The organism is Kitasatospora sp. NPDC086009 (assembly GCF_044540385.1).
Lineage (GTDB): Bacteria > Actinomycetota > Actinomycetes > Streptomycetales > Streptomycetaceae > Kitasatospora.
The window spans coordinates 276,304-299,761 of the sequence record NZ_JBITSA010000003.1; the positions used below are offsets into that span (position 1 = coordinate 276,304).

Genomic DNA, 23,458 nt, shown 5'->3' on the forward strand with positions numbered 1-23,458 from the left:
CGGCCGGAGCCCCCGAGGACGGGTGTGACGTCCGATCCGGCCCGCGTTGTCAGTGCCGGACGTTATGGTCGGGGACCATGCGACTGCTGCATACCTCCGACTGGCATCTCGGGCGCTCCTTCCACCGGGAGAGCCTGCACGACGCCCAGCGCGCCTTCCTGGACCACCTCGTGGCGGTGGTCCGGGCCGAGCGCGTCGACGCCGTGCTCGTCGCCGGCGACGTGTACGACCGCGCGCTGCCCGGTCTGGAGGCGGTCGCCCTGTTCGACGACGTGCTGCACCGGCTGGCCGACCTGGGCGTGCCGACGGTGTTCATCAGCGGCAACCACGACTCGGCCCGCCGGCTCGGGGTGGGCGCGGGCCTGATCGGCCGGGCCGGCGTCCACCTGCGGACCGACCCGGGCGAGTGCGCGGTGCCGGTCCTGCTGGCCGACGAGCACGGGCCGGTCGCCGTCTACGGGCTGCCCTACCTGGAGCCGACGCTGGTCCGGGAGCGCTTCGGGCTCGCGCGCGGCGGCCACGCGGCGGTGCTCGGCGCGGCGATGGACGCCGTCCGGGCCGACCTCGCGAGCCGCCCCGCGGGCACCAGGTCGGTGGTGCTGGCCCACGCCTTCGTCACCGGCGGCGCACCCAGCGACAGCGAGCGGGACATCGCGGTCGGCGGAGTCGCCTCCGTCCCCGCGTCCGTCTTCGACGGTGTGGACTACGCCGCGCTGGGCCACCTGCACGGCTGCCAGACGCTCGCCCCGCACCTGCGCTACAGCGGCTCGCCGCTCGCCTACTCCTTCTCCGAGGCCACCCACCGCAAGACCATGTGGCTGGTCGACCTCGCGGCGGACGGCTCGGTCGCCGCCGAGCGGATCGACTGCCCGCAGCCGCGACCGCTGGCCCGCCTGCGCGGCCGCCTCGACCAGCTGCTGACCGCCCCGGAGCACGCCGAGCACGAGCGGTCCTGGGTCCAGGCCACCCTGACCGACCCCGGCCGCCCGGCCGAGCCGATGGAGCAGCTGCGCCGGCGCTTCCCGCACACCCTGCAGCTGCTCTTCGATCCCGAGGAGAGCGAGGCCACCGCCTCCCCCTCGTACGCGGCCCGGGTCAGCGGCCGGGCGGACCTGGAGATCGCCGAGGGCTTCCTGCGGCACGTGCGCCCCGGCGCCGAGCCGGACGCGGACGAGCTCGGCTGGCTGCGCGAGGGCTTCGAGACCGTCCGGGAGAGCGACGACCGCAAGGCGGAGCTGCCCCGATGAGACTCCACAGCCTCACCGTCACCGCCTTCGGACCGTTCGCCGGCACCGAGACGGTGGACTTCGACGCGCTCGCCTCCGGCGGTCTCTTCCTGCTGCGCGGGGCCACCGGCGCGGGCAAGAGCAGTGTGCTGGACGCCGTCTGCTTCGCCCTCTACGGCGAGGTGCCCGGCGCCAGGCGGGCCAGCCGGCTGCGCAGCGACCACGCCGAACCGCTGCGGCTCACCCAGGTCCACCTGGAGCTGACGCTCGGCGGGCGGCGGTTGGAGATCACCCGGCTGCCCGAGCAACTGCGCCCCAAGAAGGTCGGCCGGGGGACGACCGTCGAACGCGCCCAGACGCTGCTGCGCGAGTGGGCCGCCGACAGCGGCGACGGCACGCCGGGCTGGCGGGCGGTCAGCAAGTCGCACCAGGAGGCCGGGGAGGAGATCCACCGGCTGATCGGGATGAGCCGGGAGCAGTTCTGCCAGGTGGTGCTGCTCCCGCAGGGGGACTTCGCCCGCTTCCTGCGCGGCGACTCCGAGGAGCGCGGCAAGCTGCTCAGGCGACTGTTCGACACCGAGCGGTTCCAGCACGTCGAGGCCTGGCTGGCCGAGCAGCGGCGCTCCCAGGAGGCCGCCGTCCAGTCCGGCCGCCGGCGCCTGCGGGACTTGGCCAGCAAGGCCGAGCAGGCGGCCGGGCCGCAGGCCGAGCCCGCCGCCGGCTGGGTGCCCACCGAGGAGGAGTCGGCGCACCCCGCCGCGGACCTCACCGCCGGGGTGCTCGGCTGGGCCGCGATCCTGCGCGGCGGCGCCGCCGAGCAGCTCGCCGTCGCCGAGTCCGCGCTGGCCGGCGCCGAGGCCGGCCATCGCCGGGCCCAGGCGGACCGGGGGAACGCGGAGGAGCTGGCCGGCCGGCAGCGCCGCCACCGCGAGGCCGCCCTGGAGGCGGCCCGCCTCGCCGAGGGCGCACCGGCGATGGAGCGTGACTCCGCCAGGCTGACGGCCGCCCGGGCGGCCGTCGGGGTGGAGTCGCTGCTGCACCTGCGCGAGGCCGCCGAGGCCGCCCACCGGGCGGCCCACGAGGAGGAGCGCCGCCAGCGCGCCGCGCTGGCCGGCGCCCCGGACGGCGAGGGCCCGGCGCTGGCCCGCGCGGAGGCCGAGGAGCTGGCGGCGGCCGAGCACCGGCTGCGGGCCGAGGTGGTCCGGCTGGAGACGGCCCGGGCCGACGAGCGGCGCTGCGCGGAGTTCCGCCGCGAGCAGGCGTCGCTGGAGGCCGACCGGCGGCGCGCCGAGGAGCTGGCCGAGGAGGCCGCCGACTGGCTGGCCGACTTCGACGGCCGGCTCGCCACGCTCCAGGAGGAGCAGTCCGCCGCCCGGGCCGCGGGTGCCCGGGTCGAGCAGCTGGACGTCCGGCAGGCCGAGCTGGCCGGGCGGCTGGCCGCCGCCCGCCGCCGGGACGAGCTGCGGGCATCGATCGCCGTGGCCGAGCCCCGGGCGCTCGCCCTGCGCACCGAGGCGCTCGACGCCCGCGAGCACAGCCAGAACGTCCGCGAGCGGCGACTGACCGGCATGGCCGCCGAGCTGGCGGCGCAGCTGCGGTCGGGCGAGGCCTGCCGGGTCTGCGGATCGCCCGAGCACCCGGAGCCGGCCCTTCCGGCGAGCGGCCAGGTCGGCGCGGAGGAGGAGGACGCCGCCCGGGCCGCCCAGGCGCGGGCCGAGCAGGCGGCCGACACCGCCGAGCGGGAGCTGGCGGGCCTGCGGGTGAGCGAGGCGACCGCCGCCGGGGCGGCCGGGCCGGAGAGCGTCGCGGCCCTGGCCGAGGCGCTGGGCGCGCTGGAGCGCGAGCACCGCGAGGCGCTGCGGGCCGCGGAGGGCCTCGACCCGGTCACCCGGGAGCTGGAACGCCTGGCCCAGGACCAGGCCCGCCAGCTCGCCGCACTGCGCGACGCCGGTGAGCGCACCGCCGCGCTGACCGCCCGGATCCAGACCCTCGGCAGCGAGCAGGAGGAGCTGACCCGCCGGGTGACCGCGGCCCGGGGCGACGCGGCGTCGGTGTCCGCCCGGGCCTCGGCGCTGGCCGGCCTCGCCGGGAGCGTGGCGGCACTCGCCGGAGCGGCCCGGGCCTGCACGGACGCGGCGCTGCAACGGAAGAAGGCCGAGGACGAGCTGGCCAGGGCAGCCGTCGCGGCCGGGTTCCCGAGCCCGGAGGAGGCGACGGCCGTCCTGCTGCCCCGGGAGGAACGCGAGCGGCTGGAGGCCCGGCTGACCCGGCACCGCTCGGCACTGGCCGCGGCGGAGCGGGAGCTGGCCCGGCCCGAGCTGGCCGAGGCCGCCGGCCGCCCGCCGGCCGATCTGCCCGGCACCCAGGCAGAGCTGCTGGCGGCCACCGACCGGCTCCGCCGGGCGCACGCCGGCCACGAGGCGGCGCAGGCGCGCTGCACGGCACTGGCCGGGATCGGGCGGCAGCTGGCGGAGCTGGCCGCGTCACTGGCCCCGGCCCTGGACCGGTACGCCCGGATCAACCGGCTGGCCTCCGTCGCCGCCGGCACCTCCACCGAGAACCGGCTGCGGATGCGGCTGGAGTCGTACGTCCTGGCGGCCCGGCTGGAGCAGGTGGCGGCGGCGGCGAGCGCCCGCCTGGTACGGATGTCGGGCGGCCGGTACACCCTGGTCCACAGCGACGGCCGGGGCACCGGCAACAAGCGCTCGGGCCTCGCACTGCGGGTGGTGGACGCCTGGACCGGGACCGAGCGGGACACCTCGACGCTCTCCGGCGGCGAGAGCTTCTTCGCCTCGCTCGCCCTGGCGCTCGGTCTCGCCGACGTGGTCACCGACGAGGCCGGTGGCATGCCGCTGGACACGCTCTTCATCGACGAGGGCTTCGGCACGCTGGACGAGCAGGCACTGGAAGAGGTGATGGACGTCCTCGACGGCCTGCGCGAGCGGGACCGCGCGGTCGGCATCGTCAGTCACGTCGCCGATCTGAGGAGCCGGATCCCGGCGCAGCTGATGGTCCGCAAGGGCCGCCGGGGCTCCACCCTCGCGCTCGCCGGGCGGGAGGACGCCTGAGGGGAGGCCCGGGGGCCGCGGGGCCCGGGGCGCCACGGCCGCGCCGGGCCCGGTCGGGTGCGCTCCGTCAGCCGGAGCAGGCGATCCGCTGCGCCTGCTGCCAGGTGCAGACCGGGCAGAGCGTGACACCGGGGTGGTCGGCGGGCAGTTCGGTCGGCTCCCCGCACAGCACGCAGTCCGCGCGCGGCCCGGTCAGCTCCGGGTCGTGCGTCAGGGCGGCCTCCGGCCCGGCGCCACCGGGGGCGAGTACGCAGACCGGGTCCGTTTCGTTCTTCACCGCTTCGCTCATGCCGCCTTGATACTCCGCGCCCCCACCCCTCGGCAAGGCCGGCCCCGGCCGGACGGTCCCGGAGCGCTGGGCGGGCGGCCCCGCCGGCGAGGCCGAGGCACCGGCGGCCGGGCGGGCGGAGCTACCGAGCCAGTACCCGCGCCGCCCAGGCCCGGCCGGCCGGGCCCGAGGCGCCGCGAGTGCCACGACGGGCGACCCGTCCGCCCACCCCACCCCCGTCCCGACGGCCGGGCCCGGTTACCGTGAGGCCCATGCCCGCCTCCTCCGCCTCCCCCGCCTCGCTCCACCGGCGGTTGCTCGCCGCTCGCGCCGCCGCCCCGACCTATCCGGAGGTGGGCGCCACCCGCGAGGCCCGGCTCCCCGAGGGCTACGCCCAGCTGCGGCGGCGGATCCACCTCGGGCACGGTCCCGACGTCCTGGAGCGGGCCGGGCGGTACGTGCTCGGCTGGGGCTGCCAGCTGGGCAGCGGCTTCGCCGTCCATCCGTACGCGCCGGCCGAGGAGGGCGCGACCGTCCTGCTGCGGCTGAGCCTGCCCGGGCTGCGGCGGCCCCGGCTGGTGATCCCCTGCCGGGTGGTGTGGACGGTGGACGAGCCGGACCGGATCGGCTTCGCCTACGGCACCCTCCCCGGGCACCCGGAGTGCGGCGAGGAGGCGTTCCTGGTGACCATGGACACCGCGGGCGAGGTCTGGTTCGAGGTGACCGCGTTCGCCCGGCTCGCCTCCTGGTACGCGCGGCTCGGCCGCCCGGTGGCGGTGCTCTGCCAGTACCTGGCCATCGAGCGCTACCTCGCCGCCGTCGCCACGGCGGCCTCCCCCGCCGGGGCGGCCACCCCACCGCAAGCCACGCCATAGGCCCCGGCAGGACGGCCGGGCCGACGACCGCACCGATCCTCCCCGCACCCGGCCGGGCCGACGACCGCGCAGCCACCCGATGGCCGACCCGCCGACCACGACCGCAGCCGGCCACCCCACCGGAAGCCACGCCACGGGCCCCCGGCGGGACGGCCGGGCCGGGGTACGGGCCGGTCATCCCAGGAAGGAGAGCCGGACCGTCCGGCGCGGGTTGTCTCGATTGGTGTCGATCAGGACGACGGACTGCCAGACGCCGAGCGCCAGTTGGCCGCCGATCACGGGCAGGGTGGCGTGCGGGGCGACCAGGCCCGGGACGACGTGGTCGCGGCCGTGACCCGGGCTGCCGTGCCGGTGACGCCAGCGGTCGTCGGCGGGCAGCAGTTCGCGCAACGTCGTGAGGAGGTCGTCGTCGCTGCCCGAGCCGGTCTCCAGCACGGCGATTCCGGCCGTGGCGTGCGGCACGAAGACGTTGAGCAGGCCGTCACGGCCGGCTGCCCGGTCGTTCAGGAACTCGGCGCAGCGGTCGGTGATGTCGAGGGCGACCTCGTGGCTGCCCGTGGTGATCTCGAAGGTGGTGGTGTGGAAGGGCGTGGAGTGGATGTTGTCCGCCATGAACGCCATCCTCACGTACCGCCGGGGGCACCGGGGCCCGCCTCGCCGACTCGCCGTGCTGGTGGGGGCAGGAGGCCGCACGGTGGACGGTTCGGGCTGCTCCCGGCCGGGCGGCCGGCCCCGGGCCCGGTTTGGGCCCGAGGGCTTGGGCCCAAGGAGCCCGAGGTCGGCCGAAGGACCCCGGGTACGCCGAAGACCCGACGGTCCCTGAGGTCCGCCGGGCCGGATGCCGGTGGGCGCGAGGGCTAGAGGCCCTAGCCGCGACCGCCGAACAGGCTCCGCCGCAGCCGGCGCAGCGGCGCCAGCAGCGACACCCGCGCATGGCGACGCGGCTCGGTCGGGGCACTGGAGCCGCGCGGCGTCAGTTCCCTTATCAACCCGAGTGCCTCGGCGGTGTCCACCGCCGGGAGTGCGGGCGCGCCGAGCACTGCCAGATGACGCTCGATCCGACGGCCGGTCGCGCCGACGCCGCACTGGATCGCCGGCACGCGGGGCCGGGACCGCACTTGCATGTGTTCCATCAGTTTTTCCCACCCCTACGAGGCGCCAGGGCCGTGAGGCGAAGACTATCCGTGACAGACGGCCTTCGCGCAACCGTCCTGGTGTGCTGCCACCGTATCGTGCGGCGTCAACTGACGCCGCACCAGGGGCCGCCCGGAGCGGTTACGACTGAGCATCAATGATGGTGCACGACCGGCCGCGCGTCACGGGTGCCTCGGGGGTACGCGCCCGGCGCTTGCCGGGGAGGTACGCGCCCGGCGTGCGGGATCACCGTCGATCACGACCGGCGGGGCCCGGACGCGACCGGCGGTCGCCCCGCACGCCACCGGAGCACCACCGACCACTCGGACGAGACAGTTCAGAAAGTGAACACAATCGAGGGATTGACGTGGGGGAAACCTCCAAGCAATATCTTCATCGACCGCGCGAACACGGATCCCGCTCAAGCACCGCTCAATCGTGCGTTCGACTGATGAAGAATTCCGGCTCCCCCGAGCCACTGCCCGGCCACCTCGACGCTGCGGTGGCCAGGCCCGGGAGGCGCTGGGACGGGCGGCCGGCCGTGAGGGTCGGCCGGGCCGCCACCAGGCTGCCGGTGCCGCCCCGTACGGGGCCCGGCACCGGCGGTTCCGGGCCCGCGGACGGCCTCCGGTACAGCCCGATAGCGAGGCACCGGACCGAAGCCCGCCCCCACGCTCCCGCGACGCATCTCACACCCCCGCACCGCACCCCCGCCCGGCACCGCGCACCGCACCCCCACCCCGTGCCCCGACCCCGCGCGAATCCGCTCCCCGGCGGCGCTCGGTAGACTCGGCCAGCGTGCCAGTCCTCCTCAGCATCGTGCTCCCGGTCCACGGAGTCGAGCGCTACCTGCCCCGCTGCCTCGACTCGATCCTGGAAGCCACTCCCCTCGGGGAGTCGCGCTTCGAGGTGATCGCGGTCGACGACCTCTCCCCCGATCGCTGCGGCGCGATCCTGGACGAGTACGCCGCCCGCGACCCGCGGTTGCGCGTGCTGCACCTCACCGAGAACCAGGGTCTCGGCGGTGCCCGGACCGCCGCCCTCCCCGAGGTGCGCGGCGAGTACGTCTGGTTCGTCGACAGCGACGACTGGCTGCCGGACGGCACCGTCTCCGCGCTCCTCGACGAGCTCGCGCAGGAACGCGCCCGCGAGACCCCGGCCGACGTCCTGCTCACCGACTTCACCCACGTCTACCCCGACGGCGGGACCGAGCCGAACCCCTGGCGCCACGTCCTGGTCGGCTCGCCGCTGGCCGACGGCTGCACCCTCGCCGACCACCCCGCGCTGTTCCGGACCGTGATGTCGGTGTGGAACAAGGTCTTCCGCCGCGACTTCCTGCTCGGCCTCGACGTCTCCTTCGGGCGCGGCTTCTACGAGGACATCTCGGTCACCTACCCGGCCCTGCTGGCCGCCGGACGGCTGCGCTACCTCGACCGGGTCTGCTACTTCTACCGGCGCGGCCGCCCCGGCGCGATCACCAGCACCGCCTCCCCCAAGCACGCCGACGCCTTCGCCCAGTACGACGCGATCTTCGCGTTCCTGGACCGCCCGGACCGGCCCGGCCGCCCGGTGCCGGACACCCTGCGCACCCTCGTCTTCGAGCGGACCGTCCAGCAGGCGCTGACCGTCCACGACACCCCCGGGCTGGTCCCGGCCGGGCTGCGCAAGGACTTCTTCCGGCGGATCGCCGAGCACTTCGCCCGCCACCGCCCGGCCGGCTACCAGTTCCCCGGCGGCCTGCGCGGTGTGCAGTACCGCCTGGCGGCGCGCGGTGCCCGGGTCGCCTACGCGGAACTGCGCCGCACCGGCCGGCTGCCGCGCGAACTCAAGCGGGGCGCGCGGGCCGTCGCCCCGGCGGTGAAGAAGGGGGTGCGCAGCGGCGCCCGCTTCACCGCGTACAACGCGTTCCGCCGGCTCCCGCTGGACGAGCACCTGGCGGTCTACGCGGCGTACTGGCACCGGGGTTACGCGTGCAGCCCGGCGGCGATCTACGAGAAGGCCAGGGAACTCGCCCCGGACGTACGGGGCGTGTGGGTGGTGGAGAACCGGAAGCAGGCGGCCACGCTGCCGGCCGGGGTGCCCTACGTGATCGTCAACACACCGGCCTACCTGAAGGCGATGGCGACCGCCAAGTACTTCGTGAACAACGTCAACTTCCCGCGCACGATGGTGAAGCGGCCGGGAACGGTGCACGTCCAGACGCAGCACGGCACGCCGCTGAAGGCGATGGGGATGGACCTCCGGGACCACCCGGTGGCCGCCGACGGGATGGACTTCGACCGGCTGCTGGAGGCCGTCGACCGCTGGGACTTCCTGGTCTCCTCCAACCCGCACACCAGCGAGCACTTCGCCCGGGCCTTCCCCGGCCGCTACGAGATGCTGGACACCGGCTACCCGCGCAACGACCGGCTGGCCGTTAGCACGCCGGCCGAAGCCGCGGCGATGCGCGAACGGTTCGGGCTGGCACCGGACACCACGGCGGTGCTGTACGCGCCGACGCACCGCGAGGGCCGGGGCGGGTACGTCCCGCTGCTGGACGTCCGCGAGCTGGCCCGGCGGCTGGGCCCCGGCTTCACGCTGCTGGTGCGCACGCACTACTTCCACACCGGGGGCCCGGGCGACTTGGCGGCGGGTGAGGACGCGGCCGCGATCGTGGACGTCTCGGCGCACCCGACCGTGGAGGACCTCTACCTGGCGGCGGACGTCCTGGTCACCGACTACTCCTCGATGATGTTCGACTACGCCGTGCTGGACCGGCCGATCGTGGTCTTCGCGCCGGACTGGGAGGAGTACCGGCGGGTGCGCGGCGTCTACTTCGACCTCTTCGCGGAGCCGCCGGGCGCGGTGACGGTGGATGCCGACGGACTGGCCTCGGCGCTGCTGGCCGGCGACCCGGAGCCGGCGGCGCGGGCGAAGTTCCGCGAACGGTTCTGCCCGTGGGACGACGGCGGGGCGAGCGAGCGGGTGGTCCGCCGGGTGTTCCCGACCCGGGCCTGAGCAGGCGCCGGCCGGGCCGCCCGGAGGGCCGGACCGACCGGCCCGGGAACGCGGCGGGCGGGACCCCGGGAATCCCGGAGCCCCGCCCGATGCGGGCTCGGCCCGATGCGGGCTCGGCCCGGTACGGACTCGGCCCTGAACGGGCTCGGCCCGGTACCGGCTTCGGCCCGAAGCCGGCTCAGCCCTGACGCGCGGCGAGGAACTCGTCGAAGGTCAGCTCGCCGTCGTGGTTGGTGTCCATCTGCTTGATGATGGCCTCGGCCATCGAGATCGACGTGGTCAGGTCGCCGAGCTCGCGGGCGACCTTCGCGTACTCGACGGCGGTGATCCGGCCGTTGCCGTTCACGTCGTACTTGTCGAACGCCGCGCGGATGGTGTCGACGTCTGCCATGGGTGGCCCCTCCTGAGGAACTGCATGCCTGCGATGATCCGCATGACTGCTGATGTGCGTTTCCGACGGCCGTACCCTACCCGGCCGTGGTGAGCGCCACGGTTGCCGGGAGTGGACGGGCTCGGGGGTGGGTGTCGTAGTCTGCGGGTCTGATCCCGGCCCGGCCGGGGAACGAACGCCGATCGTCGTCTGTTCAGGCCCGGGCTCGTCTCGGGCGCGCTCGTCCTGGGAGGGACCATGCTCGATCTCGTCACCAAGCTGGTGCTGAAACCGCTCGCGCGGGGGATCTGGCGGCCGACCATCGAGGGCCTGGAGAACGTGCCGCGCAAGGGCGGCGTGATCCTGGCCAGCAATCACCTCTCCTTCATCGACAGCGTGGTGATCCCGCTGACCGCGCCGCGCCGGGTGCACTTCCTGGCCAAGGCCGAGTACTTCACCGGTACCGGGATGAAGGGCGCGCTCTCCAAGGGCTTCTTCGAGGCGATCGGCGCGGTGCCCGTCGAGCGCGGCACCTACCGCTCCGCGCAGGCCTCGCTGGAGTCGGCCCTGGAGATCCTGGAGGACGGCAAGGCCTTCGGCATCTACCCCGAGGGCACCCGCTCGCTCGACGGCCGCCTCTACCGCGGCAAGACCGGCGTGGCCTGGCTGGCCCTCACCGCCGGCGTCCCGGTGGTGCCGGTGGCGCTGGAGGGGCCCGACCAGATCCTGCCGATCGGCAAGCGCGTCCCGCGCCTGCGCAAGGTGACGGTCCGCTTCGGGGAGCCGCTGCACTTCGACGAACTGCACGGGCAGGCCCGGTCGCTCAAGGCCCGCCGGCAGGTCACCGACGAGGTGATGCGGGCGATCCAGCAGCTCTCCGGCCAGGAGATCGCGGAGACCTACAACGAGATCCCCAAGGCCGCCTGACCGTCACCCGAGCCCGGGCCGCGGGCCGGCCGCCCCGGCGGCTACCGCTTTTCGAGCACCGGGACCGGCGCCTCACGGCGCAGCAGGGCCGCGTACCGGCCGTCGGCCTCGACCAGTTCGTCGTGGGTGCCCTGTTCGACGACCTCGCCCCGGTCCAGCACGACGATCCGGTCGGCGGCCCGGACGGTGGAGAGCCGGTGGGCGATGGTGATGGTGGTGCGGTCGGCCGCGAGGGTGTCGATGGCCTGCTGGACGGCCTGCTCGGTGCGGTTGTCCAGCGCGCTGGTGGCCTCGTCCAGGATCAGCACGGGCGGGTTGCGCAGAACGGTCCGGGCCAGCGCGAGACGCTGCTTCTCCCCTCCCGAGAAGCGGTAGCCGCGCTCCCCGACCAGGGTCGCGTAGCCGTCCGGGAGTCCGGCGATGGTGTCGTGGATCTGCGCGGCCCGGGCGGCGGCGACGAGTTCCTCGTCGGTGGCGTCCGGCTTGGCGAAGCGCAGGTTGTCGGCGACCGAGGCGTGGAAGAGGTACGTCTCCTGGGAGACCACGCCGACCGCCCGTGACAGCGACTCGAAGGACAGCTCGCGGACGTCCACCCCGTCGATCGTCACCCGGCCGCCGGTGACGTCGTAGAGGCGGGGGACGAGGTAGCTGAGCGTGGTCTTGCCGGAGCCGGTCTCGCCGACCACGGCGAGCGAGCTGCCGGCCGGGACCTTGAGCTCCACCCCGGCGAGCGTGGGCCGCTCCTGCTCGGGGTCGTAGCGGAACTCGACGCCCTCGAAGCGGACCTCGCCGCGGATCTTCTCCAGGACGGTCGGCCGCTCGGGCTCGGCGATCTCCACCGGGAGGTCGAGGTACTCGAAGATCCGCTGGAACAGCGCCAGCGAGGTCTGCACCTGGACACCGGTGGAGAGCAGGCTGATGGTCGGGCGGAACAGGCCCTGCTGGAGCGAGACGAAGGCGACCAGGGTGCCGACCGAGACGATCGGCGAACCGCCGGCCGAGGCCAGTCCGGCGGCCCAGTAGATCACCGCGGGCATCGCGGCCATCACGATCTGGATGGTGTTCATCCGCCAGCGCCCGGCCATGCTGGAGCGCACCTCCAGCTCGGCCAGCCGGTCGGACTGCCCGGTGAAGTCCGCGGCGAGCGAGTCGGAGCGGCCCATGGTGCGGCCGAGCAGGATGCCGCTGACCGAGAGGGACTCCTGCACGGCCGAGCTCATCGCGGCGAGCTGCTTCTGCCGCTCACCGGTGATCTTCTTGCGCTCGTTGCCGACCCGGCGGCTGATCCAGACGAAGACCGGCAGGAGCAGCAGCGAGACGACGGTGAGCCGCCAGTCCAGCGCGACCATCGCGACCACCGAGGCGATCACGCTGGTGAAGTTGGAGACCAGCGAGGTGGCGGTGGAGGTCACGGTGGACTGCATGCCGCCGATGTCGTTGGCGATCCTGGACTGCACCTCGCCGGTGCGGGTGCGGGTGAAGAACGCCAGCGACATCCGCTGGAGGTGGCCGTAGACGGCGGTGCGCAGGTCGTGCATCACGCGCTGGCCGACGGTGGTGGAGATCAGCGTCTGCAGCACGTTGAAGATGCTGTTGACCACGGCGGCGGCGATCATGCCGAGCGCGAGCAGGCTGAGCAGGCCGGTCCGGCCCTGCGGGATGGCGGTGTCCAGCACGGCCTTCAGCAGGAACGGCGTGACCACCGAGACGACCGCGGAGGCCGCCACCAGCACACCGACCACGGTGAGCCGGCCGGAGTACGGGCGGAACAGCGCGAGGATGCGGCGCCACTGGGCCGGCGGGCGGGGCTCTCCCTCGGCCTGGGCGGGCGGGGTCCAGCTGATGCCGTCGGGCCTCAAGGGCGGGCCTCCTGGGGTCGGACGCGCGGGCGCGCGGCGGGCACGGCGCCGCAGGGGGCTGCCGCGGGCGTGGCGGGCGTGGTGGACACGGCGGTCGGGCGGCCACCGGCATAGCGAGGATAGCTCATAGTTAGCTAAGCTAATAGTGAGACTGTTCCTATTCCCATGGCCGCCCCTGAGGGACCGGCGCCGCCCGGCCCCGCCCGCCAGGCAGCCCGCCGGCCCGCCGGCCCGCCCGCCGAACCGGTACGTCAGTCGGTCCGGTACGTCCGCGCCGCCTTCGAGGAGACCCCGCCGAGCTTGCCCGACGGCAGCACCCGGGCGATCGCGACCGCGAGCTTGTAGCGCTTGCTCGGCACGGACAGCGAGCGGCCGCGCGCCAGGTCCCGCATGGCCTCGGCGACCACCCGCTCGGCGGACAGCCAGCCCCAGGAGGGGATGTTGCCGGTGCCCATGCCGGCCCGCTCGTGGAACTCGGTGTGGGTGAAGCCCGGGCAGAGCGCCATCAGCCGCACGCCGGTGCCGCCGAGGTCGCGCATCACGCCCTGGGTGAAGCTCACCACCCACGCCTTGCTGGCCCCGTACGTGCCGCGCGGCAGGAACGCCGCCACCGAGGCGACGTTGACGATCGCGCCGCGGCCGCGCTCGCGCATGCCGGGCAGCGCCGCCGTGGTGAGCCGCAGGATCGCCTCGACGTGCACCTTCAGCATGTCCAGCTCGTCCTGGAGCGGGACGGTCAGGAAGGCGCCCTTGTTGCCGAAACCGGCGTTGTTCACGAGCAGGTCCACCGGGTGGGCCGGGTCGGCCAGCCGGGTCTCGACGGCCGCGATTCCGACCTCGGTGGCGAGGTCCGCGGTGAGCACCTCGGTGTCGATGCCGAACTTCGCCCGCAGGTCGGCGGCCGCGCGCTCCAGCCGCTCGGTGTCCCGGGCCACCAGGACGAGCCGGTAGCCGCTCCGGGCGAGCCGGCGGGCGAACGCGGCTCCGATGCCGGCGGTCGCGCCGGTGATCAAGGCAGTGGTCATGCAGCGACCGTATCTACTCGCGGGTATCCGCGACACCCCTGGCGCTCTCGCTGCGCGCCGGTGAAGTACCTCTCGGTGACGGTGGTCACGGAGCGTACTGCGGTGGCGCCGGATGGTTCGTGCTCCTATTGTCGATGAAGGGGGCATCGCCGGACCGGGCGATGGAACTTCGATGAGGAGGCACTCAGATGCTTACTCAGACCACGCGGACGACGCTCGCCACCCAGGCCGAGCTCGACGCACTAGGCATGTTGATCACGGAGGACGAGGCGACCGTCAGCGACGCGCCCACGTACCGCCCCGAAGCCGCCGCCCTGCTGCTCCTGGCAGGAGCGCTGCTGCTGTCGCCGAAGCCGCCGAAGGAGAAGACCCGGTAATTCGGGACCGACGGCACCCGGCACCGCGCGGAGTCCGCGGGCGCACAGCGAGCCCGTGACACCGCGAAGCCCTCTCAAGGAGAAGTACGCACCATGCCAACCGCCGATCTCTCGCTCCGCGACGAATACGCCGCAGCGGTGGAGCGGCTGGCAGGCCGCACCCTCGACGCCCTCCGTGGCGTCGAGGGCGCGGTCGCGCCCGCCGCGCCCGACACCGGCCCCGCGCCGCGTCCGGTCCTCGCCGCTGCCCGGGTGCTCGGGCCGGACGTGCTCGCACCGCAGGTGCTGGGCGTGGCCGGGGCCGACGAACAGGCCGTCCTGCTGCTGACCGAAGCCCACCGGGCCTTCCCCCTCGCCGGCTTTCCGGCGCCCACCGAACCGGGGTCCCCCGTCTCCGCCCGGTCCGCCGACGACGACCGGGCGGCCGGTGCCGTCCTCGTCGCCGCGTGGCGGGACTGGGCCACCACCGTGCTGCTCGCCCGGGCGCCCGGACCCGCCGCCGACCCCCTGTTCCCCGAACCGGCCGGCGACACGGCGCACGACCGCGGCGTGCCCCACCCCGGTCACGCCCCGCGGCCGGAGCCCCACGCCTGGCAGGCCTGGTCGGTCCGGATGGCCCAGCTGTCCGCCCTCGCCCTCCCCGGCCTCGACGGCCCCGTGCACGACGCGGCCCGCGAGCACGGTCTCGCCCTGGCGCGCGGCGCCGTCCGTTCGCTGCTGCGCTGCGACTACCGGGTCGCCGCCCGGCTGACCAGATGGCTCGCCTGGCTCGCCGCCGACGGACGGCCGCTGCCCCTGGAGGTCGAACCCATGCTGGACCGGATCCGGGCCGTGGGTGACGGCAGTGCACGCACCGCACTCGAACTCGCTGTTGCCGAACACCTGCTGAGCGGAGCGGCTTCATGACCGATAACCAGCTCCTGTCCTCCGCACAGCAGTTGGGATCGCGTGCGATGGCCTGGCTGCACGACTGCCACGAGCGCGGCTTCGGCCGGCTCCCCGACGACGTCACCATCGACCTGGCCGATCCGAACAACGCCTACAAGCCGCTCGCCGAGTCCGCCCTCGCCGCGTCACTCGTCCTGCGCGACGGCGTCACCGGCCCCCACGACGCCCGCATCGCCCGCGAACTCCTGGACTTCGGCTGGTCCCAACTGCGGGAGGGGAACCTCCTGTACGAGCGGCTGCTGCGCTACCCCGTGATGACCGACCCGCTGGAGACGTACGTCCACTTCGCCCGGTCCGGCTACCGGCACGCCCCGCTGGAGGAGCTCCTGGAGTCCCTGACGAAGGTCCGCGGGATCCAGGCCATCGAGATGATGCCCAACCGGCGGCTCGCCCTCGCCAACGCGCGCCGGGTGATCGGACTGCGCAATCAGCCCGACGACTGGGACGCCCTCACCTCCCGGACCTGGCTCGGCGCGACACCGGAGCCCTGGGCCATCGACTGGCTGACCGGCTACCACATCACCCACGCCGTCTTCCACCTCACCGACTGGGGTGCCCGGCCCGAGGGCATGCCCGAACCGATGCGCGACTACGTCCGCAACTGGCTTCCGGTCTGGGTCGACACCTGGCTGGAGGTCGGCCAGTGGGACCTCGTCGGCGAACTCCTGGTGGTCGACTCGTGCATCGGGGAGCCCGTCACCGGCACGCAGGGCTGGGAGGCGCTGGCCGCGATCCAGCGCGAGGACGGGCTGATCCCGCGCGAGAGCGCCGAGCCGGTCTCGGACGACCCCGAGCAGGCCTTCCGCGACCACGAGCACACCGCCGTCGTCGCCGTGGTGGCCGGCACCGTCACCCTGTCGCGGGCACTCGGCGGCGCCGCGGTCGCGGCCTGAACGCGATGACCGACCCGGACACGATGACCGGCCCGCCCTCCGCCGCCCGCCGGGCGGCGGAGGGCGGCCTGGACGGCTTCAGCGGCCCGGGTGCGGACCAGGTCCCCGCCCTCGTCCGGGCCGCCGCGCCGTACGCCACCGCCGTGACGCTGGCCGTGGCCCGCGGGGACCGGACCGCCGTCCACTGCCACGGCCGGACCGCCCTCGACGGGGAGCCCTGCACGCCCGAGACCGTCTACGAACTCGGCTCCGTCACCAAGACGTTCACCGCCCTGCTGCTCGCCGTCATGACCGCACGGGGCGAAGTCGCCCTGGACGACCCGCTGCAGCGGCACCTCCCAACGGGCTGGTGCCCGCCGGACGTCCGGCACGGCGGCCCGATCCGGCTGCTGCACCTGGCCACCCACACCTCGGGCCTGCCCAAGCTCCCGCCCGGACTGCTCGCGACCGCCCTCCCCAGCTGGGCCCGCAATCCGTACGCGGGCTTCGACGACCGACGGCTGCGCGCCGGCGTGGCCCGAACCAGCGTGCGCCACGCGCCCGGTACGCGCTACGGGTACTCCAACTACGGGGTCGGCCTGCTCGGCCGGCTGCTCGCCGAGGCGGGCGGCACCGGCTACGCCGAGCTGCTCGCCGACCGCCTCTGCCGCCCCCTCGGCCTGCGCACCGCCACCTGCTCCCCCGACGCCCCGCACCGCGCCACCGGTCACCGGCGCGGTCGCCCGATCCCGCCGTGGCTCATCCCCGGGCTGCCGGGCGCCGGCGCCGTCCGAGCCGGCGGCGCCGATGTGCTGCGCTTCCTCCGCGCCCACCTGTCGCCGGAGGAAGGCGAGTTGGGGCACGCGCTGCGCGACGTCCAGCGCCCACGGCTTCGGCTGTCCCGATCGGGCGACCGGATCGGCCTGGTCTGGAACCTGCGCAGGACGCCGGACGGCCGCGATCTCTACTTCCACTCCGGCGCCACCCGCGGGTTCACCGTCGTCGTCGGCTTCTGCCCGCAGACCGCGACGGCGGTGGCCGCCCTCACCAACACCGGTCCGGCGCTCGACGGGCGCTTCGTGCAGTCGGCGTACGACACTCTGAAACAGCTCGCGAAGCCGGCGAACTGAGCGGTGCCCCGGCCCGGCCGGCCCGGCGGGACGGGGCCGGCCGGGCCCGGCGGTCAGGGCTTCTCGGGGTGCGCGGCGCTGTCCGCGGCGCCGCCGGCGCCGACCGGGCGGAGGCGGGAGGCCGCGGTGGCGGCCAGCTGCGGGGCGAGCCGGGCGATGTCGCGGGAGCCGACGGCGGCGATCAGCGAGGGCAGGATCCAGCGGACCGGCTGCATGCCGCGCAGCCAGGGCTGGGCGTAGACGTGGGCGGAGCGGCGGGCGATGCCGGCGACCAGGCGGTCCACGGCCGGGCCGAGCGGGTACGTCTTGTTGGCCGGCCAGGGCAGGCGGTCGCGCATCTGCTTGAGGACGGCGTCCTGGTCGGCGCCGCGGACCATGTCGGTGTCGGTCCAACTTAGGTAGCCGACACCGACCTTGACACCCTGGTGGGCGACCTCGGCGCGGATCGAGTGGGCGAAGGCCTCGACACCGGACTTGCTGGCGCAGTACGCGCTCATCAGCGGGGCGGGCGTGAGCGCGGCGAGCGAGGCGATCTGGAGCAGGTAGCCGCGGCTCTCGGCGAGGGCCGGCAGGAAGGCCCGCGCGGTGGCCACGCTGCCGAGCAGGTTCACCTCGATCACCCGGCTGAACGCCCGGTGGTCGCTGTCCAGCAGCGGGCCGCCGATGGCGATGCCCGCGTTGGCGACCACCACGTCGATCCGGCCGTAGTGCTCCTTGATCCGGCGGGCGGTCTCGGTGAGCGCGTCGATGTCGGTGACGTCGGCCTCCCAGGCGGTGGCGCCCGGGCCGCAGAGTGCGGCGACCTCCTTGAGCTCGGCCGGTTCCAGCCCGAGCAGGGCCACCTTGGCGCCCTGCAGGGTGAGCTTGCGGGCCAGGGCGGCGCCGACCCCGCGCGCGGCACCCGTGACGACGACGACCTGTGCGGACAGCGGCAACGTGGCACTCATGCGGTCAGGCTCCTCTGGGGGGAAGGACGGTGGACGGCGGGCAGGTGGGCGGTCGCGAGCCGCTCGATCTCGGCGGCGACCTCGGCGGGCCGCTCGATCGGCACCATGTGGCCGGCCCCGGGCAGCAGGAGCAGCCCCTGCGGGTCGGGCAGCGCGGCGACGATGCGGTGCGCGTGCGCCGGCGGGGTCAGCCGGTCGTCGGTGCCGACCACGACGGCGGTCGGCACGGTGAGCCGGGCCAGCCCGGCGCGGACGTCGAGCGAGTCCAGGACGCCGGCCCAGCGGGCCCGGACGGCGGTCGGACAGGCGTGCACCACCCGGGCCGTCGCCTCGACCCGGTCGGCGGGCGAACCCGCCCCCATGGTGACGTACTTGAGCACCGCACGGCTGACCGGGCCGACCGGACCGAGCGGCAGCCGGGAGCGCAGGCCCTGCCGGTGCAGGAAGCGCCGCAGCCGTGCCGGGCGCACCGCCTCCGGCAGCACGAGCAGCTCGGTCACCAGGTCGGCCGGGCCGGTGGAGACCAGCACCGCGGCGGCGGTCCGCTCGGCGACCTCGGGGCGGCCGGCGGCGGCCATCACGGTCATACCGCCCATGCTGTGGCCGACCAGGACGGCCCGCTCCCCCGCCGGAACGGTCCGGGCGAGCACGGCGGAGAGGTCCTCGGCGAGCGCCCGGGTCGAGTAGCGGAGCCGGCTGGGCGGGACCTCGCTGCGGCCGTGGCCGCGCTGGTCGTAGGCCACCACCCGGTAGCGGTCGGCGAGCCGGTGGATCACCGGCGCCCAGAAGACGGTCGAGCAGGTCCAGCCGTGGGCGAGCACCACGGTCGGGGCGCCGGGCTGCCCGTGGATCTCGGCGTGCAGCCGGCTCCCGTCGGCCGAGCGGATCACCAACTCCTCGGCGGGGGCGGGCGGGACGCAGTCGGCGGGGATCGCGGGGCTCATGCCAGCGCCTCCTCGGGCGACCCGGCGCTCCGGTCTGCCGGCACGGTCCGCATGATCAGCTCGTACTCGGCGAGGTCGACCTTGCGGGTGGCCCGGCGGAAGGAGGTGGTGGAGCCGGGCCAGAGCACGGTGTTCTTGCCGCTGCTGTCCAGGTACCAGCTGCGGCAGCCGCCGGTGGTCCAGACGGTCCGGTCCATCCGGTGCTGGAGTTCGAGGTTCCAGTGCCGCTGGGCGCGGGCGGTCGGCTGCATCGCGGTGGCGCCGACCGAGCCGAGCGTGGTGAGGGCGTCGACCAGGTAGTTGAGCTGGGACTCGATCATCAGGATCATCGAACTGTTGCCGAGGCCGGTGTTGGGGCCGATCACGAAGAACAGGTTCGGGAAGCCGTGCACGGTGGAGCCGCGCAGCGCCTCCATACCGTCCTTCCACTCCTCCGCCAGGCTGGTGCCGTTGGCCCCGAACACCCGGGCGCCGATGGGCATGTCGGTGACGTGGAAGCCGGTGCCGAAGACGATCGCGTCGACTTCGTGCTCGCTGCCGTCGGAGGCGACCAGGGTCGAGCCGCGCACCTCGCGCAGGCCGGCGGCGACCACCTCGGTGTTGGCGGCGGCCAGCGCCGGGTAGTAGGTGTTGCTGAGCAGGATGCGCTTGCAGCCGATCCGGTAGTCCGGCGTGAGCTTGGCGCGCAGCGCCGGATCGGTGACGCTCTGGGCGATGTGCCGCTCGGCGAGCTGCTGGACGAGCTTCAGCAGGCCGGGCCGGCGGACGAACGCGTCCACCTGGAGCTCGCGGAGCGCGAAGAGGGTGCCCCGGCGGAGCTTGGCGGTGAGGGGCAGCCGGGTGTGCAGCCACTTCTCGGCGTCGGTGATCGCGCGGTCGCGGCGCGGCAGGACCCAGGCCGGGGTGCGCTGGAAGACCGTCAGCCGGCCCACCTCGGGCTGGATGTTGGGGATGATCTGGGCGGCGGAGGCGCCGGTGCCGACCATCGCGACCCGCTTGCCGGCGAGGTCGAAGTCGTGGTCCCAGCGGGAGGAGTGGAACACCTTGCCGGTGAAGGAGTCCAGGCCCGGCAGGTCGGGGATCTGCGGGTCGGCGAGCGGCCCGGCGGCGGAGACCACGGCGTCGGCCGTCCACTGGCCGGCCGTGGTGGTGATCCGCCAGCGGGTCCGGTCGGCCTCCCAGCGGGCCTCGGTGACCTCGGCGTTGAACCGCAGGTGCGGGCGGATGCCGAAGACGTCGGTGACCTTCTCCAGGTAGGCGCGGATGTCGGGCTGGCCGGAGAAGCTGCGCGGCCAGTCGGGGTTGGGCGCGAAGGAGAAGGAGTACAGGTGGGAGGGGACGTCGCAGGCGCAACCGGGGTAGCTGTTGTCCCGCCAGGTGCCGCCGACCGAGTCGGCGCGCTCCAGGATGACGAAGTCGGTGATCCCGGCGCGGCGCAGCCGGACGCCGGCGCCGATGCCGCCGAAGCCGGAGCCGATGACGGCCACCCGGACGTGCGGGGCGTCGGGTGCGGCCGGGGTGGCTTCCGGGGCCGAGGTGGTGTCCGGGGCGGTGTCGGCCGGGCCGGTCGAGGCGTCGAGCGGGGCCCGGTCGGACGCGTCGGGGCGGGGGCGCTTCGTGCTGGATGCCATGCGGCGTCCTCCTGAGGGTGGGGGCCGTGAGGTGCGCACTGCCGCGACGTGCCGTCGTGCGTCCTGCCATCGTGCCGTCATGCCGTCGCGATAACCATGCCAGCAATCACTGGCACGATTGGCAGAGTAGCCCCTGTCGCCGACGGGGGGAAGAAGCCCGGCCACGTCACTTCGGCGATCGCCGGTCCTATGCTGAGCGCCGTGGACAAGGTCAGAGCGGGTGCGGGCGACGGACGACGCGAGTACCGGGTGGAGGAGCTGGCCGAGGCGGCCGGCATCACCACCCGGACGCTGCGTTTCTACCGCGAGCGCAAGCTGCTCCAGCCGCCGCGCAAGGAGGGCCGGATCGCCTGGTACGGCGAGGCCCATCTGCACCGGCTGGGGGTGATCGCCGAACTGCTGGAGCGCGGCCACACCCTGGGCGGCATCGCCGAGCTGATCGGCGCCGGGGAGAGCGGCCGGGACGTCGCCGAGCTGATCGGCCTGGAGGCCGCGATCATCGCGCCCTGGTCGGACGAGACGCCCGTCCACCTCGACTGGGACGAGCTGAAGACCGCCTTCGGCGACCAGCTCACCGAGGAGAACACCGCCGAGTCCGTCGCCCAGGGCTACATCTCGGTCGAGGAGGACGGGATCACCCACGTCAGCCGGCGGCTGATGGACGCCACCACGGCTCTGGTCGCCGAAGGCGTGCCGCTCGCGGTCGTGCTGGAGGCCAGCCGCCGCGCCCAGGAGCACGTGGACGCGATCGCCGAGATCTTCACCGCGCTGGCCCGCGACCAGCTCCTGGGCCCGCTCGCCGCCGACACCCCGCTGCCCCCCGGTGAGGCGGCCCGCCTCACCGAGCAGATCCTCCGGGTGCGGCCACTGGCCCGGACGGTCACGGACGCCCAGTTCGCCCTGGCCATGGACCGGCGGGTGCACGCCGAGTACGACGGGCTGCTGCGCCAGCGCCGGGAGCAGCGGGAGGACGGCGGTACGGACGACCGACAGGACGGCGGAGCGGACGACCGGCGGGACGCGGACGGCCGGGGCGACCCCGGCACGCCCCGCGCGCAGGCGTAGCCGCACCCTCCCGCGGGCAGGGATCCGGGGCGGGTCTACCAGGTGGACGACGGCCTCTGGATGCTCGGCATCGGCTACACGGGCGCGGGGCAGATCCTGGACCGGATCCGCGCCGCGCTGGTCGGCTGAGCCGGTCCGGCCGCACCACGGTCCGGCCACCCTCGGACCGCCCTCGGACCCGGCGCACCGAACCGGGCGGGTCGCGCCGCGCCGGGCGACCCTCCGGCCGCCCTTGGGCGGTCCTCCAAGGTGACCGAACGCTCCGACTCGACTGCGCTGGGTGATCATACGGTTACCCGGGTGATCATCCAGGTCGTACGGTCGGAGCTCACCCGCGGGCCGCCGGTACCGGCTCGGGCCGGTGGTGGGAGGCGGGCGCCCACCCCGGCTCCGCGTGGGGGTGCAGCACGATGTCCGTGGTCACGAGGTTCCGTTCGGCGGCGCAGCTGACGGGTGGTGGAGTGCTGCTCTGGTCGCTGCTCGGCCGGCTGCCGAACGCGATGTGCCCGATCGGCACCCTGCTGCTGGTCACCCGGAACACCGGCAGCGTCTGGCGCGGCTCGGTGGTGGCCGGGGCGCTGGCCCTCGGTCAGGCGGTCGGCGGGCCGCTGGTCGGCCGGCTCGCGGACCGGCGCGGGCAGCGCACCGTCGGCCTGGTCACCGCGCTCGTCAACACGGTCGCGGTGCTCGCCCTGGTGGCCGCGTCCGAGGGCGGTCTGCCGCTCGCCGCGCAGATCGCGCCGGCCGCGCTGATCGGCCTCTCGGTCCCGCTGGTCGGGCCGCTGTCACGCAGCCGCTGGGTCCGGCTGGCGGGCGGGGACGCGGAGTTGACGTCCTCGATGCTCTCGCTGGACGGCATCGTGGACGAGGTCAGCTTCACCACCGGGCCGGCCCTGGTCGGTCTGCTCGCCACCTTGGTCTCCCCCGCCGCCGGGCTGCTCACCGCGGCGGCGCTGGTCGGCGTCGGCGCCACCCTGTTCGCGCTGCACCCGACCGCGCCGCCCGGTACCGGGCCGGACGCCCGGCGGCGCTCCGCCGAGCCCCTGATGAGCCCTCCGTACGTGCTGCTGCTCGCCGGGATGGCGCTGCTGGGCGCCTGCTTCGGCTCGGTGCAGGTCGGGGTCACCGCCACCACGGACGCGCTGGGCCGGCCCGGTGCGGCGGGGTTGATCTACGGCTTCATGGGATTCACCAGTGCCTTCGCGGGCATCGCCACCGCCGCGCTGCCGGCCCGTTGGGAGCTGGCGGCCCGGTTGCGGGCCGGGACGGTCCTGCTGTTCGCCACCTCCGTCCTGCTGCTCTTCTCCGGCGGCGGCGTACTCGCCCTGGCCGGAGCCGTCGGGTGCCTGGGCATGGCCGTCGCACCTCAGATGATCACCATGTTCGGCCTGGTGGAGCGGACCGTGCCGACGGCGCGGCTCGGCGAGGCGATGGCGGCGCTGGTCAGCGCGATCATCCTGGCCCAGTCGGCGGGAACGTTCCTCGGCGGCTGGGCGGCCGACCACCTCGCGCCCGAAGCGCCGTTCCGGATCACCGTCGTCGCCGCGGCGGCCGCCCTGCTGCTCACCGCCGCGACGGCCACCGACCGCCGCTACCCGCGCCGTTCGGCGCTGCCGGTACCACTGCCGGCAGCGGTACCGGTGAAGGCGGACACCCTGGACTTGGCGGTCGGGCCGGTCCCGGCCCGTGGGGTGAAGACCGCGCAGAACGCCCCGAATGTGCGGCCGTTGCGGGCCGGCCGTGAAGAAAGCGAGGAGCCGATCCGGCCCTCCCGGGCGTAATACCCTGTCCCCCA

General features: G+C 74.8%; 20 protein-coding genes. 11 read left to right on the forward strand and 9 right to left on the reverse strand.

The genetic code is table 11. The features are described from left to right. Window positions 1–77: 77 nt before the first annotated feature. Both ACIF6L_RS10410 and ACIF6L_RS10415 read left to right on the forward strand, forming a co-directional pair. A complete protein-coding gene (locus tag ACIF6L_RS10410) occupies window positions 78–1,247 on the forward strand; it encodes an exonuclease SbcCD subunit D (RefSeq protein WP_396487818.1) in 1,170 nt (389 codons plus the stop codon). After that, window positions 1,244–4,294, forward strand: coding sequence for an AAA family ATPase (locus ACIF6L_RS10415; protein ID WP_396487820.1), 3,051 nt, complete (start codon window positions 1,244–1,246; stop codon window positions 4,292–4,294). Before ACIF6L_RS10410 ends, ACIF6L_RS10415 begins: the two co-directional genes overlap by 4 nt. A gap of 67 nt (window positions 4,295–4,361) precedes the next feature. On the opposite strand, the gene ACIF6L_RS10420 is transcribed toward ACIF6L_RS10415, so the two are convergent. Further along, window positions 4,362–4,583, reverse strand: coding sequence for a hypothetical protein (locus ACIF6L_RS10420; protein ID WP_396487822.1), 222 nt, complete (start codon window positions 4,581–4,583; stop codon window positions 4,362–4,364). Between the two features lie 251 nt (window positions 4,584–4,834). Here ACIF6L_RS10420 and ACIF6L_RS10425 point away from each other — a divergent pair, with 251 nt between their 5' ends. Beyond that, on the forward strand, window positions 4,835–5,437 hold the full coding sequence (locus ACIF6L_RS10425) for a DUF1990 family protein (RefSeq protein WP_396487824.1): 603 nt from the start codon (window positions 4,835–4,837) through the stop codon (window positions 5,435–5,437). A 174-nt stretch (window positions 5,438–5,611) separates the two neighbouring features. Here the strand turns inward: ACIF6L_RS10425 and ACIF6L_RS10430 are convergent, their stop codons facing one another. Beyond that, the gene (locus ACIF6L_RS10430) at window positions 5,612–6,049 is read right to left on the reverse strand and encodes a YjbQ family protein (protein ID WP_329490552.1); all 438 of its coding nucleotides are present in this window, start codon (window positions 6,047–6,049) and stop codon (window positions 5,612–5,614) included. Window positions 6,050–6,303: 254 nt separating this feature from the next. After that, entirely contained in the window at window positions 6,304–6,570 is a 267-nt protein-coding gene (locus tag ACIF6L_RS10435) for a hypothetical protein (RefSeq protein ID WP_329490551.1), read from the reverse strand. Window positions 6,571–7,369: 799 nt separating this feature from the next. Between ACIF6L_RS10435 and ACIF6L_RS10440 the strand changes: the two genes are divergently transcribed. After that, window positions 7,370–9,568, forward strand: a complete 2,199-nt coding sequence (locus ACIF6L_RS10440; protein WP_396487826.1) for a CDP-glycerol glycerophosphotransferase family protein — start codon at window positions 7,370–7,372, stop codon at window positions 9,566–9,568. Between the two features lie 178 nt (window positions 9,569–9,746). On the opposite strand, the gene ACIF6L_RS10445 is transcribed toward ACIF6L_RS10440, so the two are convergent. After that, window positions 9,747–9,959 (reverse strand): EF-hand domain-containing protein, encoded by a 213-nt coding sequence (locus tag ACIF6L_RS10445; RefSeq protein WP_329490549.1) that lies wholly within the window; start codon window positions 9,957–9,959, stop codon window positions 9,747–9,749. Window positions 9,960–10,196: 237 nt separating this feature from the next. On the opposite strand from ACIF6L_RS10445, the gene ACIF6L_RS10450 reads away from it, so the two are divergent. Then, window positions 10,197–10,865, forward strand: a complete 669-nt coding sequence (locus ACIF6L_RS10450; protein WP_359804277.1) for a lysophospholipid acyltransferase family protein — start codon at window positions 10,197–10,199, stop codon at window positions 10,863–10,865. A gap of 41 nt (window positions 10,866–10,906) precedes the next feature. Here the strand turns inward: ACIF6L_RS10450 and ACIF6L_RS10455 are convergent, their stop codons facing one another. Together ACIF6L_RS10455 and ACIF6L_RS10460 are read right to left on the reverse strand one after the other, a co-directional pair. Beyond that, window positions 10,907–12,724, reverse strand: coding sequence for an ABC transporter ATP-binding protein (locus tag ACIF6L_RS10455; RefSeq protein ID WP_396487828.1), 1,818 nt, complete (start codon window positions 12,722–12,724; stop codon window positions 10,907–10,909). Window positions 12,725–12,975: 251 nt separating this feature from the next. Beyond that, the gene (locus ACIF6L_RS10460) at window positions 12,976–13,749 is read right to left on the reverse strand and encodes an SDR family NAD(P)-dependent oxidoreductase (RefSeq protein ID WP_396487830.1); all 774 of its coding nucleotides are present in this window, start codon (window positions 13,747–13,749) and stop codon (window positions 12,976–12,978) included. A gap of 188 nt (window positions 13,750–13,937) precedes the next feature. On the opposite strand from ACIF6L_RS10460, the gene ACIF6L_RS10465 reads away from it, so the two are divergent. The 4 genes from ACIF6L_RS10465 (at window position 13,938) to ACIF6L_RS10480 (ending at window position 17,076) form a co-directional block, all read left to right on the forward strand. Further along, on the forward strand, window positions 13,938–14,126 hold the full coding sequence (locus ACIF6L_RS10465; protein ID WP_329490545.1) for a hypothetical protein: 189 nt from the start codon (window positions 13,938–13,940) through the stop codon (window positions 14,124–14,126). 93 nt (window positions 14,127–14,219) lie between these two features. Further along, window positions 14,220–15,032 (forward strand): hypothetical protein, encoded by an 813-nt coding sequence (locus ACIF6L_RS10470; RefSeq protein ID WP_396487832.1) that lies wholly within the window; start codon window positions 14,220–14,222, stop codon window positions 15,030–15,032. Beyond that, the gene (locus ACIF6L_RS10475) at window positions 15,029–15,967 is read left to right on the forward strand and encodes a DUF6895 family protein (RefSeq protein ID WP_329490543.1); all 939 of its coding nucleotides are present in this window, start codon (window positions 15,029–15,031) and stop codon (window positions 15,965–15,967) included. Before ACIF6L_RS10470 ends, ACIF6L_RS10475 begins: the two co-directional genes overlap by 4 nt. A 5-nt stretch (window positions 15,968–15,972) precedes the next feature. Then, the gene (locus tag ACIF6L_RS10480; RefSeq protein ID WP_396487835.1) at window positions 15,973–17,076 is read left to right on the forward strand and encodes a serine hydrolase domain-containing protein; all 1,104 of its coding nucleotides are present in this window, start codon (window positions 15,973–15,975) and stop codon (window positions 17,074–17,076) included. A 53-nt stretch (window positions 17,077–17,129) separates the two neighbouring features. Here ACIF6L_RS10480 and ACIF6L_RS10485 read toward each other — a convergent pair whose 3' ends face one another. From ACIF6L_RS10485 to ACIF6L_RS10495, 3 genes are read right to left on the reverse strand one after another with little or no spacing between them, the layout of a single operon-like run. Further along, a complete protein-coding gene (locus ACIF6L_RS10485; protein WP_329490541.1) occupies window positions 17,130–18,023 on the reverse strand; it encodes an SDR family oxidoreductase in 894 nt (297 codons plus the stop codon). Then, complete coding sequence (locus ACIF6L_RS10490; RefSeq protein WP_396487837.1) at window positions 18,020–18,967, reverse strand: alpha/beta fold hydrolase; 948 nt, start codon at window positions 18,965–18,967, stop codon at window positions 18,020–18,022. Before ACIF6L_RS10490 ends, ACIF6L_RS10485 begins: the two co-directional genes overlap by 4 nt. Continuing rightward, the gene (locus ACIF6L_RS10495) at window positions 18,964–20,598 is read right to left on the reverse strand and encodes a flavin-containing monooxygenase (protein ID WP_396487838.1); all 1,635 of its coding nucleotides are present in this window, start codon (window positions 20,596–20,598) and stop codon (window positions 18,964–18,966) included. The genes ACIF6L_RS10490 and ACIF6L_RS10495 overlap by 4 nt, the downstream gene beginning before the upstream one ends. Before the next feature lie 189 nt (window positions 20,599–20,787). Between ACIF6L_RS10495 and ACIF6L_RS10500 the strand changes: the two genes are divergently transcribed. Next, complete coding sequence (locus ACIF6L_RS10500; protein ID WP_396487839.1) at window positions 20,788–21,663, forward strand: MerR family transcriptional regulator; 876 nt, start codon at window positions 20,788–20,790, stop codon at window positions 21,661–21,663. 410 nt (window positions 21,664–22,073) lie between these two features. After that, window positions 22,074–23,444, forward strand: coding sequence for an MFS transporter (locus ACIF6L_RS10505; protein ID WP_396487841.1), 1,371 nt, complete (start codon window positions 22,074–22,076; stop codon window positions 23,442–23,444). Window positions 23,445–23,458: the final 14 nt, after the last annotated feature.

What these genes read in the sequence shown, in the direction of transcription:
- ACIF6L_RS10410 (WP_396487818.1), top strand. Translation starts at nt 78, where the DNA reads ATGCGACTGCTGCATACCTCCGACTGGCATCTCGGGCGCTCCTTCCAC.
- ACIF6L_RS10415 (WP_396487820.1), top strand. Translation starts at nt 1,244, where the DNA reads ATGAGACTCCACAGCCTCACCGTCACCGCCTTCGGACCGTTCGCCGGC.
- ACIF6L_RS10420 (WP_396487822.1), bottom strand. Translation starts at nt 4,583, where the DNA reads ATGAGCGAAGCGGTGAAGAACGAAACGGACCCGGTCTGCGTACTCGCC.
- ACIF6L_RS10425 (WP_396487824.1), top strand. Translation starts at nt 4,835, where the DNA reads ATGCCCGCCTCCTCCGCCTCCCCCGCCTCGCTCCACCGGCGGTTGCTC.
- ACIF6L_RS10430 (WP_329490552.1), bottom strand. Translation starts at nt 6,049, where the DNA reads ATGGCGGACAACATCCACTCCACGCCCTTCCACACCACCACCTTCGAG.
- ACIF6L_RS10435 (WP_329490551.1), bottom strand. Translation starts at nt 6,570, where the DNA reads ATGGAACACATGCAAGTGCGGTCCCGGCCCCGCGTGCCGGCGATCCAG.
- ACIF6L_RS10445 (WP_329490549.1), bottom strand. Translation starts at nt 9,959, where the DNA reads ATGGCAGACGTCGACACCATCCGCGCGGCGTTCGACAAGTACGACGTG.
- ACIF6L_RS10450 (WP_359804277.1), top strand. Translation starts at nt 10,197, where the DNA reads ATGCTCGATCTCGTCACCAAGCTGGTGCTGAAACCGCTCGCGCGGGGG.
- ACIF6L_RS10460 (WP_396487830.1), bottom strand. Translation starts at nt 13,749, where the DNA reads ATGACCACTGCCTTGATCACCGGCGCGACCGCCGGCATCGGAGCCGCG.
- ACIF6L_RS10465 (WP_329490545.1), top strand. Translation starts at nt 13,938, where the DNA reads ATGCTTACTCAGACCACGCGGACGACGCTCGCCACCCAGGCCGAGCTC.
- ACIF6L_RS10470 (WP_396487832.1), top strand. Translation starts at nt 14,220, where the DNA reads ATGCCAACCGCCGATCTCTCGCTCCGCGACGAATACGCCGCAGCGGTG.
- ACIF6L_RS10475 (WP_329490543.1), top strand. Translation starts at nt 15,029, where the DNA reads ATGACCGATAACCAGCTCCTGTCCTCCGCACAGCAGTTGGGATCGCGT.
- ACIF6L_RS10480 (WP_396487835.1), top strand. Translation starts at nt 15,973, where the DNA reads ATGACCGACCCGGACACGATGACCGGCCCGCCCTCCGCCGCCCGCCGG.
- ACIF6L_RS10485 (WP_329490541.1), bottom strand. Translation starts at nt 18,023, where the DNA reads ATGAGTGCCACGTTGCCGCTGTCCGCACAGGTCGTCGTCGTCACGGGT.
- ACIF6L_RS10490 (WP_396487837.1), bottom strand. Translation starts at nt 18,967, where the DNA reads ATGAGCCCCGCGATCCCCGCCGACTGCGTCCCGCCCGCCCCCGCCGAG.
- ACIF6L_RS10495 (WP_396487838.1), bottom strand. Translation starts at nt 20,598, where the DNA reads ATGGCATCCAGCACGAAGCGCCCCCGCCCCGACGCGTCCGACCGGGCC.
- ACIF6L_RS10500 (WP_396487839.1), top strand. Translation starts at nt 20,788, where the DNA reads ATGCTGAGCGCCGTGGACAAGGTCAGAGCGGGTGCGGGCGACGGACGA.
- ACIF6L_RS10505 (WP_396487841.1), top strand. Translation starts at nt 22,074, where the DNA reads ATGTCCGTGGTCACGAGGTTCCGTTCGGCGGCGCAGCTGACGGGTGGT.